General features: G+C 36.3%; 11 protein-coding genes. 3 read left to right on the top strand and 8 right to left on the bottom strand.

Annotation, left to right across the window (positions count from 1 at the left end; all coding sequences use genetic code 11):
* The first annotated feature begins 58 nt into the window (after nt 1-58).
* Complete coding sequence (locus tag B6A10_RS08140; protein WP_188220480.1) at nt 59-1,951, top strand: peptidase U32 family protein; 1,893 nt, start codon at nt 59-61, stop codon at nt 1,949-1,951.
* A gap of 198 nt (nt 1,952-2,149) precedes the next feature.
* Here the strand turns inward: B6A10_RS08140 and B6A10_RS08135 are convergent, their stop codons facing one another.
* The 5 genes from B6A10_RS08135 to B6A10_RS08115 form a co-directional block, all read right to left on the bottom strand.
* Nucleotides 2,150-2,482 carry a 2Fe-2S iron-sulfur cluster-binding family protein gene (locus B6A10_RS08135; RefSeq protein ID WP_188220479.1) on the bottom strand — a complete coding sequence of 111 codons (333 nt, stop codon included), beginning with the start codon at nt 2,480-2,482 and terminating at the stop codon, nt 2,150-2,152.
* Nucleotides 2,483-2,739: 257 nt separating this feature from the next.
* Entirely contained in the window at nt 2,740-3,150 is a 411-nt protein-coding gene (locus B6A10_RS08130; protein ID WP_188220478.1) for a BrxA/BrxB family bacilliredoxin, read from the bottom strand.
* 112 nt (nt 3,151-3,262) lie between these two features.
* On the bottom strand, nt 3,263-4,408 hold the full coding sequence (locus B6A10_RS08125; RefSeq protein ID WP_188220477.1) for a lycopene cyclase family protein: 1,146 nt from the start codon (nt 4,406-4,408) through the stop codon (nt 3,263-3,265).
* Complete coding sequence (locus tag B6A10_RS08120; RefSeq protein WP_188220476.1) at nt 4,405-4,908, bottom strand: thioredoxin family protein; 504 nt, start codon at nt 4,906-4,908, stop codon at nt 4,405-4,407. The genes B6A10_RS08125 and B6A10_RS08120 overlap by 4 nt, the downstream gene beginning before the upstream one ends.
* On the bottom strand, nt 4,908-7,160 hold the full coding sequence (locus B6A10_RS08115) for a TonB-dependent receptor (protein ID WP_188220475.1): 2,253 nt from the start codon (nt 7,158-7,160) through the stop codon (nt 4,908-4,910). Before B6A10_RS08115 ends, B6A10_RS08120 begins: the two co-directional genes overlap by 1 nt.
* A 108-nt stretch (nt 7,161-7,268) precedes the next feature.
* On the opposite strand from B6A10_RS08115, the gene B6A10_RS08110 reads away from it, so the two are divergent.
* Both B6A10_RS08110 and B6A10_RS08105 read left to right on the top strand, forming a co-directional pair.
* Nucleotides 7,269-9,140, top strand: a complete 1,872-nt coding sequence (locus B6A10_RS08110) for an Nramp family divalent metal transporter (protein WP_188220474.1) — start codon at nt 7,269-7,271, stop codon at nt 9,138-9,140.
* A 78-nt stretch (nt 9,141-9,218) separates the two neighbouring features.
* Nucleotides 9,219-9,872 (top strand): metal-dependent transcriptional regulator, encoded by a 654-nt coding sequence (locus B6A10_RS08105; RefSeq protein WP_026713993.1) that lies wholly within the window; start codon nt 9,219-9,221, stop codon nt 9,870-9,872.
* A gap of 108 nt (nt 9,873-9,980) precedes the next feature.
* Here B6A10_RS08105 and B6A10_RS08100 read toward each other — a convergent pair whose 3' ends face one another.
* The 3 genes from B6A10_RS08100 to B6A10_RS08090 are packed head-to-tail and all read right to left on the bottom strand — an operon-like array spanning nt 9,981 to nt 12,451.
* The gene (locus tag B6A10_RS08100) at nt 9,981-10,106 is read right to left on the bottom strand and encodes a FeoB-associated Cys-rich membrane protein (protein ID WP_155960768.1); all 126 of its coding nucleotides are present in this window, start codon (nt 10,104-10,106) and stop codon (nt 9,981-9,983) included.
* Nucleotides 10,107-10,112: 6 nt separating this feature from the next.
* A complete protein-coding gene (feoB, locus tag B6A10_RS08095; RefSeq protein ID WP_188220473.1) occupies nt 10,113-12,212 on the bottom strand; it encodes a ferrous iron transport protein B in 2,100 nt (699 codons plus the stop codon).
* Nucleotides 12,212-12,451, bottom strand: a complete 240-nt coding sequence (locus B6A10_RS08090; protein ID WP_026713995.1) for a FeoA family protein — start codon at nt 12,449-12,451, stop codon at nt 12,212-12,214. Before B6A10_RS08090 ends, feoB begins: the two co-directional genes overlap by 1 nt.
* Between the last annotated feature and the right edge of the window lie 40 nt (nt 12,452-12,491).

Genomic DNA, 12,491 nt, shown 5'->3' with positions numbered 1-12,491 from the left:
AGAACAATTTTATACTTTTGCAGCCTGATTCCGGAAAATGAGGAATTGAGGTTAAGGTATGACGAAAAAGAAAGTTGAAATTCTGGCTCCGGCTAAGAATCTAGTTCAGGGAATTGCCGCTATCAATGCGGGTGCAGATGCTGTTTATATTGGAGCACCACATTATGGAGCACGTACCAATGCGACCAATTCTGTTGAAGATATTGCCGAAATGGTGAAATACGCCCATTTGTTTAAGGCACAGGTTTTTGTGGTAATCAATACCATTTTATACGACAACGAATTGGAAGATTGCAAAAAGTTAATCTATCAATTATACGATATTGGGGTTGATGCACTTATTGTACAGGACATGGCGATTATGGAAATGGATTTGCCTCCAATTGTCATTCATGCCAGTACACAAGCGAATAATCGTGATCCAAAACACGTAAAATTCCTAAAAGATGCCGGAATGCAACGAGTGGTTTTAGCTCGTGAGTTGAATTTGGATCAGGTGAGAGACATTGCTGCTGCAACAGATGTAGAATTGGAGTTCTTCGTTTCGGGAGCACTTTGTGTGTCTTTTAGTGGAAATTGCTATATGAGTATTGCCGGCGGAGAACGTAGTGCTAACCGCGGTTCTTGTGCTCAAAACTGCCGTTTGCCATACAATCTGATTGACGGAAACGGAACGACTTTGTTAACCGAAAGTCATTTGCTTTCGATTAAAGATTTGGATTTAAGTGACCAATTACCGGCTTTGATTGAAGCGGGAATCACTTCTTTCAAAATAGAAGGTCGTTTAAAAGACATTGTTTACGTTAAGAACAATACTTCCTTTTTAAGAAAGAAATTAGATGCTTTCTTAGAAAATAATGATAAGTTCCAAAAGGCTTCTTCGGGTAGAACCTTCTATAATTTCGAACCGGAAATGGACCGCAGTTTCAACCGTGGCTATACCGATTATTTTGTGAATCACAGAAAAGAAAAGATTGGTAACTGGGAAAGTCCAAAATCACAAGGGCAGCATATTGGTAAAGTGACTGAAATCAAAGCCAATGGTTATGTGATTGAAAACTATGAAAAACTGAACAACGGTGACGGACTTTATTTTATTAATGCTGAAGGAGTAGCTGATGGTGTACAAATCAATATTATTGTGAATGATATCGTGGTGCCAAATACCTTCAAAAATATTCCGGTTGGAACGATGATTTATCGTAATTCAGATGCGGAATTCAACCGAATTGTGGAAAAAGAAAACGCTGCAGTTCGTAAGATTGGCGTTGAAATGCGATTTGTGGAAACTGCTGAAGGCTTCCAATTGATTGTAACCGATGAAGATGGACATCAAAGTGTTGCTAGTTTAGAAACGGCAAAAGAATTAGCAAAAAGCGAAGAATCGGTCATTCCGAATATCAAAAAGAATCTGGCTAAGACTGGAAATACGCCTTTTATCGTGGATGCGTTAGAAGTGGAATTTTCTAATAATTGGTTTTTACCAATTTCGAAAGTAAATGAAGTACGTAGAATCGCTTTGGAACAATTGATTGATATTCGAATCAACGAATACCATAGAGAAGAATTCCAAATTGTTCCTACCGATCATCCTTATCCAACAGAAAAATTGGATTTTACTTTTAATGTTTCGAATAAATTAGCTCGCGCTTTCTACAAAAGACATGGCGTAACCGAGATTGAAAAAGCATTCGAATTGCAATGGGATCCAGGAAAAGCCCGTGTAATGACGACCAAATATTGCGTGAAATACGAATTAGGTAAATGTGCCCGTTTCCAGCGTGAAACCATGGGAGAAAAAGTGGCTGAACCGCTGACTTTGAAACATGGTGAAAACGAATACAAACTGAAATTCAACTGCAAGCCTTGTGAGATGGAAATTTGGGAAAAAGATGCCGAATTTGAAATCATCGATCAGGACGTACAATTGGATTATGTGAAAAGAAGATAAGACGCTCCAATTGTCATTGCGAGTTCCGATAGCTATCGGAACGAAGCAATCACACGAAGTAATGTGGGTATTTATAGATAATAAGCTGCAACTGATGTTGTGGCTTTTTTTTAACACGGATTACACAGATTTTTTGAAACCATTAAGATATTAAGTTTAGTTAAGAAAGCTTTGTGTTCTTTGTGTTTAAACAAAAATCTAAATTTCCAAAATCTCAATTTCAGCTCCATTCAAATCAGCAGTAATGTATATTTGGCAGGAAAGACGAATATTGGTTTCGTGAAATCCTAATTTGGATAAGGTTGCGGGCTCATTGCGGTCTTTTATAGCTGAATTACCCCTTATTTCTTTGGTTTTTACCACGCAGGTTGCACAGCGTCCCACGCCGCCACATTCTCCAAAACTCTCAAGCATTAATTCGTCTTTGAGCAAAAACATTAAATTAGGATAACGACCATGACGGGTTGAAATGGGAATTTTGATTCCGTTTTCTATAACGGTGAAGTGGATATTTATGCGGTCTTTTTTCATATTTTATTAACGCAAAGATGCAAAGGTTTTTCGCAAAGTTTATAAAGTTTTTAATAACCATTAAGAAATTAAGTTTAGTTAAGAATGCTTTGAAAATTCTTTGCGTAAAACTTAGTGTCCTTTGCGTTTAAACCAATATCTAATTTCCTTAATTCTTAATTGTTTAAAACAAAAAACCGCAATCCTGAAAGCTATCGGGACTGCGGTAAATATTCTTTGTGCACTTTGTGTAAAACTTGATGCCCTTTGCGTTTAAATTAGCAAAATTCGTTGTAAGCATCTTGTAAGTTCTCAGCAATCATTTCAGCAGGACGTCCTTCGATATGGTGACGCTCTAACATGTGAACTAATTCTCCGTTTTTAAACAAAGCCATAGAAGGCGAAGATGGAGGAAATGGGAACATGTGTTGTCTGGCAGCATCAACCGCTTCTTTGTCAACACCTGCAAAAACAGTGATTAAATGATCTGGTTTTTTAGCTCCTTCTAAACTCATTTTTGCTCCCGGACGTGCATTTCTAGCCGCGCAACCGCAAACAGAATTTACAATTACCAATGTAGTTCCTTCTGCTTTGATAGCGTTGTCAACTTCCTGAGCACTATGTAAATCTTGAAATCCTGCTGCTGTTAATTCAGCTTGCATAGGGATTACCATTTCTTGTGGATACATATCTTTTGTGTTTTAATTTGTAAAATTGTTTTGCAAAGTTACAAAGAATCTATCGAACTAATGATCCTGAATTATAAAGTTTTGTTATAGTTTGATAGTTGTTTTTTACCAACTAGAAATAACGAACCGAATGGAATAAGGCTTTAATGAAAAGTGTTTTTGGACATTTTAAAATAACCTGAATATCTTCCACTAATGAAGTTTTTTCGTCCAGAAATTTAAAAATTAATGCCGGATTTCCTTTTTTAAACATGGAAGAGAAAATTCGGGAACCTTTTTCGTTTTCTTTGTCCAATATGTCTAATAACAACAAATCGTAAAACCAGAATTTGCTTTTGCGGTGGAATTTTCTAAAATCGGTTTCCGTTTCAATAAAATGGATTAGTCTGGAAGATAATTTGTCCGAATTTTTAAAAGTATAGCCTGTACTGGCTTTGGTCCATCCGCCTGCAGTGCCTATATTCAGTACTCTTCTGGTATTTTTTTTCCAAAAAGGATAACAACTCATCGGGATACTGCCTTGCTCTTTTTCGATAATTTTATAATTGCTAATGCCGAGTTTTTGAATGTAATTTACAATCTCATTTTCGTATTCTGAATTTTCTAATAACGAATGTGAAAACAAAGTATATTCCAGTAAAGCTTCATTTTCAGAAAAAGGCAAAACATACATAAACCGCGTATTGCCTTTTTGAGCAACCGAAAAATCCATGAAAGTGGGTACTTCAGCTTGAAATACGGCTTCTTTGGATTGAATTTGCCATCCAATAAAATGCTGTTGCAAAACCGGAAATTTGCTTTGCTGTTCCAAAGCTGCTTTATTGTAAATGCTGTTAAAAACCTGGTCACAAGTAAAAGCTTTATTTTCGGTCGAAACATAGACATGAGTTTCCAATTCGTTAATGTTGGTTACTTTTTCATTTAGAAAACTGATGTTTTTTGCTTTCGAAAGGGCTTCAAAAACAAATTGATAGAAATCAATTCCTTTAATTTTGCAATATTGATAAGGTTCTAAGTTTAAATTGCGTCTGAAATTTTCATTGGCAAACAAAGCATAATCCCATTTTTGAGTAATGACTTCTTCCCAAATACTTGGTTCTTTTTTCCAAAAACACCAGGTGCGATCATTGTTTTTTTTTGAAGATTCATCAACTAGCAAAATGCTTTTGTTGGTGAATTTTCCCGAAAGGGTCATTTTATAGACCGTCATCAAAGCCGCCAGACCAGTTCCTGTAAAAATGTAGTTGTAGTGTTTCATGGATTTGGGAATGAATTCTTTCCAAAAATAGTTATTTCTTGTGTTTTTTCCAGTATCGTAATCAGTTCTGCCGCTTTTAAATAAGAGTGTTTTTGAAACAAAATTGAATAATCACTGTCTAAGATAGTGAGGGTAGGATAAACCACTTGTCCGTCTATTGTTGCTAAAGCGGTTGCGAGTTCATGTATTCCCGTGTTTTGTCCCGTAGGTTGGAATTTAAAAGTATGATTTTCAAAGCTGATATCCGTTTTGGTTTCGGCATCTAATGTAACAAAATAAAAGTTGTCGTTGAGAATGGAGATAATTTCAGGGTTTTTAAAAGTGGAATTCTCCATCATTTTGCAGTATTTACACCAATTGGTATGAATGAAAACGACAATACGTTTTGGGTTTTCTTTGGTTAATTGTTCTGCTTCCTCAAAAGTATAGCTTTTCAGTTGGGCAAAACCGGATGGAATTGCCCAGAAGAAAAGTAGTACTATGAAGATTTGTTTTTTCATTATTTTAAAGTGTAACGAAGTCCAAAAAAGCCTCTGATTCCCTGATTTGGTCCGTAAACATAACCAGGATCGAAAGTTAAAGCATAAGGATTATCCGGAGTTGCCTGAACATTTCCGTTAGTGTCATATTGTACATTTTTGTCAAATGGATCGTTGGCTCTGGCAATAATAAATGGATTTCCTTTGTTTGGCGTCCAGTTCAACAGGTTTTTCACGCCGGCGTAAATTTCAATATTTTTAAATTTATTGAAAGTAAACTGAATGTTTTGAATACTCCAGGTAGGTGAATAATCTTTTCTGGGGTCTAAATCGCCTAAAGTCGGCAAACGCATGGGACCATAGAGATTTCCGGTGTAATCTACATCAAGAAATAATTTATTGATACGATAAGAAATTGCCCATGTTCCGGTGAATTTTTCCGTTAGCATTTGACGGGTTTTAATTCCGTCTTCTGTTTTGGAAACATCCATATAAGTTGCTCCAAAAATAAGTTTCAAACCAGAATTGAAAACCATATCGATATTGGTACTGATTCCTTTAGTAACCGCATAACCATTTAAATTTTTATAGATAATCTGATTTGGATTGGTATCATAGTCCGGAATAATCGAATTAGTAAAATAAGTATACCAGGCTGTGGTTTCCAGTCCGATGAAGTTACCGTTTCTAGTGAATATTTTTTTCAAATAATTGATGTTGGCATTGTATGAACGTTCCGGTTTTAATTCTTCTTTAACAATTACTTCACGTGAACCCGTTAAGGCGGCGTGTTCTTCGGTAAAAAGATTCACAATTCTAAAACCGGTTCCGGTGTTGAAACGTAAAATGTTATTGTCGTTTATTTTTAATTTATAAGCAAGTCTCGGCGTGAAAATATTTCCGTGATTTTTGTTGTAATCATAGCGCGCGCCTAAAAGTAATTTATGTTTTTCGCTGAGGTTTATTTCATCCTGTACAAATAAACTCGGGATCCAGTTTTGGTCTTTTTCAGGAGTTGCCGGAGTGTTGTCGTTGTAATATTGGTAACGAATGGCTGTTCCGAAAAGTAAATCATGATTGTTGATTTTTTTGTCCCAGCTTAGTTGTCCAAAACCAATGCGTTGTTGCGCCAGATAAGGAATGTTTCCATAAACGGAGTTTTGGTCGTGATCCGTATAAGAGAATGAAAACAGCATTTTTTCGGCAATAGGAAGTTCGTAAGCTCCTAATAATTCCCAGCGTTTGGTATAAATGCTTTCCCCATATATTTCATCTCCGCCGCGGTATTTCTTTTCCCATTGCATTTCGCCTCCCCAACGGTCTTCATAGAAAAATCGTCCCGCCATTGAGAATAGTTTGTTGTTTTTTCGGTTGAAATTCCATTTTTGAAAAACGGAGATTCGATCCTGCAAAGTAACATCGGTAAAATTGTCGTGGTTGTTGTCAATGGGATTGCTGTAATTAAAGTAGTTGACTCCGGTTAATACCGAAGCTGTTTTACCAATATTTCCTTTGAAACCTAAATCAACATTGAGTTCGCCCCAACTATTAGCAAATGCATCTGCTGAAAATACAGGAGCATTATTTGGATTTTTGGTAATAATATTAATCAGCCCACCCACAGCTTCACTTCCGTAGAGCGATGAAGCTGGGCCTTTGACAATTTCTATTCTTTCCAGTAAAGAATTTGGAATTCCGGACAATCCGTAAACAGTTGAAAGTCCGCTAACAATAGGCATTCCGTCTATTAAAACCAAGGTGTAAGGTCCTTCTAATCCGTTGATGTGGATGTCTCCTGTGTTGCAGACATTGCAGTTTAACTGTGGTCTAACACCGTTTACATTTTGTAGCGCTTCAAAAATATTGGCTGTTGGATTTTTTTTGAAAAAAGCAGGTTTGTACACTTCAACCGGAACAGGGCTTTCCAGTCGGTTGACTGCTTTGAGGGTTCCGGTAACCACCACTTCGTCGAGTGTATTGTTCTCTTTTAAATTAAAATCTAAGGTGATAATAGTGCTGTCGGCAACGTTTATTTTCTGGATTTCAGTTTTTAATCCGGTATAAGAAACTATGATTTCGTGGTTTCCGGGCTTGAATTTTTCGAGTAAAAAATTACCGTTTGCATCACTTATGGTGGCAATTTTGGTGTTTTTAAGCGAAATGTTGGCAAAAGTCAATGGTTGACCGCCGGAAGTTATGCTTCCTTTGATGCCTGTTTGAGCAAACGTTAATAGGCTCCATAATATGCAAATAAATAAAATTAGCTTTTTCACAATTTATTTTTAGATTGATTTATTTTAAAAATTTAGACAAAGCTAAAAATTATATTTTAAGTAACAAAAAAATATAATTATATTTGCCTTAATCACTTAAGTTTCATTATGGGAAAATCACTTGAAGAAGTACATCAGTCCGTTTCGACACAAAATAAAAAATCAGTTTTTAGGAAAATAATGGCCTTTTTTGGCCCGGCTTATTTGATAAGTGTGGGTTATATGGATCCGGGAAACTGGGCTACCGACATTGCCGGTGGTAGCCAGTTTGGTTATTCCCTACTTTGGGTTTTGTTGATGAGTAATCTCATGGCTTTGTTGTTGCAAAGTTTAAGTGCCCGATTAGGAATTGTGACCCAGCGTGATTTGGCACAGGCTTCACGCGAAACCTATTCGCCCTTTATCAATTACATATTGTATTTTCTGGCGGAGATTGCCATTGCAGCCTGTGATTTGGCTGAGGTTTTAGGGATGGCAATCGGGATTAATTTATTGTTCGGAATTCCGCTTATTGAAGCCGTACTTATTACGGTTTTAGATACTTTTTTGTTATTGTTTTTAATCAATAAAGGCATCCGAAAAATGGAGGCTTTTATCATTACATTGGTTAGTGTGATTGGAGTTTCTTTTATTTTCGAAATGATTTTTGCCCAGCCGGAAATGGATAAAGTAGTTCTGGGATTAATTCCTTCGATGCCAACTGATACGGCTTTGTATATTGCTATTGGAATTATTGGTGCTACGGTGATGCCGCACAATTTGTATTTGCATTCTTCTTTAGTACAAACCCGAAAATTCGACCGTACTCCCATGGGAATCAGGCAGGCTTTGAAATATAATTTTATTGATTCGACGATTGCATTGAATCTGGCCTTTTTTGTTAATGCGGCGATTTTAATTTTGGCTGCAGCCACTTTTTATAAAAGCGGAATGCATGAAGTAGCCGAAATTCAGGATGCGCATAAGTTTTTGCAACCTTTATTAGGGACAAAATGGGCACCTATTTTATTTGCTGTTGCATTAATTGCTGCCGGACAAAGTTCAACCGTTACCGGAACTTTGGCGGGACAAATTGTAATGGAAGGTTATTTGAATTTACGAATCCAGCCTTGGGTACGTCGTATTTTAACCCGATTGATAGCGATAGTTCCGGCGGTGATTGTAATCAGTATTTTTGGCGAAGAAGTTACAGGAGAGTTGTTAATCTTTAGTCAGGTGGTGTTGAGTTTACAATTAGGATTTGCGATTATTCCGCTGATTCATTTTGTAAGTGATGCACAAAAAATGAAAGGGTTCCAGATTGGAAAAATCACACAAATAGCTTCCTGGATTATTGCGACTATTATTGTTTCGTTAAATGCCAAATTAGTTTTTGATGAAATTCAGGGTTGGTTGGAAGTGTCTGAAAATCCAATTGTTCTGTGGTTGACGGTGGTGCCTTTGGCTTTTGGTTTTCTGATTTTGTTGCTTTACATTGTGTTTAAACCGTTTATTGCGAAATCCAGAATTGCTTTTCAAAATCATTCACCTCACCATTTAAAACTGCATTTTTCCAAATCAGAAAGTTATACCAAAAAGAATATTGCGGTTTCTGTTGATTTTTCTTCAGCTGATGAAATTGCATTGAACAGTGCTTTTGAATTAGGAGGAATAGAAGCCAATTATACTTTAATTCACGTAGTAGAAACTGTTGGAGCCATGGTGTATGGCGAACATATTGACGACCACGAAACTTTAGTTGACGAGAAATTATTAAAAGAATATCAGAAAATGCTTTTTGAAAACGGCTTCAAGGTAAATATTCAGTTAGGTTTTGGTAAACCTACAAAGGTAATTCCGAAAATCGTGAACAGCGGTGGTTTTGATATTTTGGTGATGGGAACACACGGGCATACCGGTTTTAAAGATTTAATCTTAGGGACTACGGTAGATAAATTAAGACATAAAATTTCGATACCTTTGTTGATTGTTAAAAAATAAAAGTATTAAGTAAGTTGTATCAAGTATTAAGATATTTATTTCAGCTTATGAAATCTGCAATCTAAAATCTGCAATCCAATGACTTTTTCAGAAGAAAATTACCTTAAAGCAATTTATCATTTAACTGTTGTTTCTACTTCCGGAGTGAGTACCAATGCAATTTCGGAAGCGATGGAAACCAAAGCTTCTTCGGTAACGGATATGTTGAAGAAACTGTCTGAAAAAGACTTGGTGAATTATAAAAAATATCAGGGCGTTAGCCTTACCGAAAAAGGAAAATTAGAAGCCAAAATGATTGTGCGTAAGCATCGTTTGTGGGAGGTTTTTCTGGTTGAAAAACTGGATTTTTCCTGGGATGAGGTGCATGATATTGCCGAACAATTGGAACATATCAAATCCGAGAAACTAATTAATAAACTGGACGATTTTTTAGGAAATCCTACCGAAGATCCGCATGGTGACCCGATTCCAAATGCTCAGGGATTTTTGCCAAAAATGGAAAAGCAATTATTGTCAGAGTTGGCCGAGGGGCAAAAAGGAATTTGCGTAGGCGTAAAAGATACTTCTTCGGAGTTTTTAAAATACCTGGACAAACAGGGAATTGCTCTGGGTTCTGCTATTGAAATTATGGGAAAAGAAAGTTTCGATTTGTCACTTCGAATCAAAGTGGGAGAGCAACTTTTAAATATTTCGAATAAAATTGCCAGTAATCTTTTTGTGAAACTGAGTTAGATTAAAAAAATACTACCGCAAATTCGCAAATTTAAAAGCATCGTTTGATGAAATAATTTGTGAATTTGCGGTAAATAATTTTGAAGAATTTTTCCTGTGCGGAAAATATTAATGACATCCGCAATCATCGCCTCCGCAGTTTTTATCTTTTTTCTTTTTCTTCAAAAAGAACTTTTTGAAAAGATACACAACGGCAATCCCAAGGATTAAATAGGCTATGATTTCCTGAAACATCTTGTTTTATTTTAAAATTTGATAAGCGATTAAAGCAGTAAGATACGCAAAACTACTCATAAAAACCAGCTGTCCCAACGGCCATTTCCAGCTGTTGGTTTCTTTTTTGATAATCGCCAAAGTACTGGCACATTGCATCGCGAAAGCATAGAATAACAACAGGGAAATCCCTGTGGCTAAATTGAAAACTTTATTGCCATTTTCCGGATGAATTTCCGATTCCATTTTGGTTTTAATAGTTGCTTCGTTATCGCTGTTTCCTACGCTGTAAATGGTAGCCAGTGTTCCTACGAATACTTCACGGGCAGCAAACGAACTGATGATAGCAATACCAATTTTCCAATCGTATCCTAAAGGTGAAATGACCGGTTCGATACTTTTTCCCATAATACCGATATAGGAATTTTCAAGTTTGAAAGCGGTAACTTTATTGTCTAATTCTGTTGCTGAAATCGTTTTGTTTTCAATTTTATTGCTTACGATGGTTTCGGCATTTTTAAAATTTTCTCCCGGTCCGTAAGAAGCTAAAAACCACAAAATAATAGAAATTGCCAAAATGATTTTTCCGGCACCGCTAATGAAAGCTTTGGTTTTTTCCACTACATTGATAGCTACATTTTTTAACAAAGGCAATTTGTAATTGGGCATTTCGACCACAAAAAATGTTTTATTGCTTGTTCTCATGACTTTGTTAAGTATATAAGCGGACAAAATAGCCATTCCAAAACCTAAAAGATACAATAACATTAGTGTAAGTCCCTGAAGGTTTAAAAAGCCCAAAATGCGATGATTTGGAATGACCAGCGCAATAATAATCGCATAAACCGGTAATCGGGCTGAACAGGTGGTAAATGGTGTTACTAAAATAGTAATTAAACGTTCTTTCCAGCTTTCGATATTTCTCGTTGCCATAATTGCCGGAATGGCGCAGGCAGTTCCCGAAATTAAGGGAACGACACTTTTTCCGGATAATCCAAATCGACGCATGATTTTGTCCATTATAAATACCACACGACTCATATAACCGCTTTCTTCGAGTATGGAAATAAAGAGAAATAAAAAGGCAATTTGAGGAATGAAAATTAAAATTCCGCCAATTCCAGGAATGATTCCCTGCGAAATTAAATCGGTTAAAATACCGGCAGGAAGTTCCTCGGCAGCCAAAGTGCTTAAAGAGGCAAAAGTACTGTCGATGAAATCCATTGGTACGGATGACCAGTCAAAAATGGATTGGAATATCACAAAAAGAATTACAAAAAAGATGATGTATCCCCAGAATTTGTGGGTTAAAACACGGTCTAATTTGGAACGGAAATCTTTAGCAATGCTTGAATCTACGGTCAAACCTTCTTTCAGGACTTCGTTGATAAATTGGTAGCGCTTGATGGTTTCTTTTTGTTGCAAACGCTTTAATTCGGTGTGCGATTTGGTAAAAGAACTCTGGATTTCTTTTCGTTCCAAATTCAAAAAGTTTACGTCCTGCGTAATTACCAGCCAAAGTTTGTATAATAATTGGTCAGGAAAAGCTTTTTGCAGGTTATCGAAGTATTCTTTGTCAATTACCGAGGCATTCAGGCAAGGCTCGGTAGTGAGCGCTTTGTAATTGATAATTAATTCTTTGAGTTCTTCAATTCCCTGTGCTTTTCTTGAGCTGATTAAGGCAATTTTAGTTTTTAATTGTTCTTCTAAAAACGGAATGTCTAATGAAATTCCTTTGCTTTCCATTCTGTCGGCCATGTTGATGACTAAAATGGTTGGAATTTCTAAGTCTTTAATTTGGGTAAAAAGTAATAAGTTACGCTTTAGATTTTCCACATCGGTAACTACCAAAGCGACATCCGGATATAACTTGTCGTTTTTGTTTAATAACAGTTCAATAACTACATTTTCGTCAATAGAACTGGCATTCAGACTGTAAGTTCCCGGTAAATCCAGAATATTGGCTTTGATATTGTGGTTTAATTTGCAAAAACCAATTTTTTTCTCCACCGTAATTCCGGGATAGTTTCCCACTTGTTGGTTTAGCCCTGTTAATTGATTAAATACAGAGGTTTTCCCAACGTTAGGATTTCCAATTAAAGCTACGTTTATATTTTGATGCATCATTAAAGTGCCGTATTGATTAGTTCTACTTCAATTTCTTTAGCGGTTTCCACGCGAATAGCCACGTGCGAACCGTTGACATCCAGATACAATGGATCGCCAAAAGGAGCAATTTGAAGTAATTCGACAGTGTTTCCGGGTAAGCAACCCATTTCCAGAAGTTTTAAAGGAATAATATCAATATCAAAATCTTTGATAATGGCTTTTTCGCTTTTTTTTAAGGAGTGTATAGTGGTACGCAAGGTCTTATTTAGATTGAATTAAGATTGCAAAAATACATAT

Origin of the sequence: Flavobacterium pokkalii, assembly GCF_014596575.1 — a bacterium.
GTDB lineage: Bacteria > Bacteroidota > Bacteroidia > Flavobacteriales > Flavobacteriaceae > Flavobacterium > Flavobacterium pokkalii.
The sequence above is the reverse complement of the archived record's forward strand: the minus strand, read 5'-3'. Positions and strand labels throughout refer to the sequence as shown.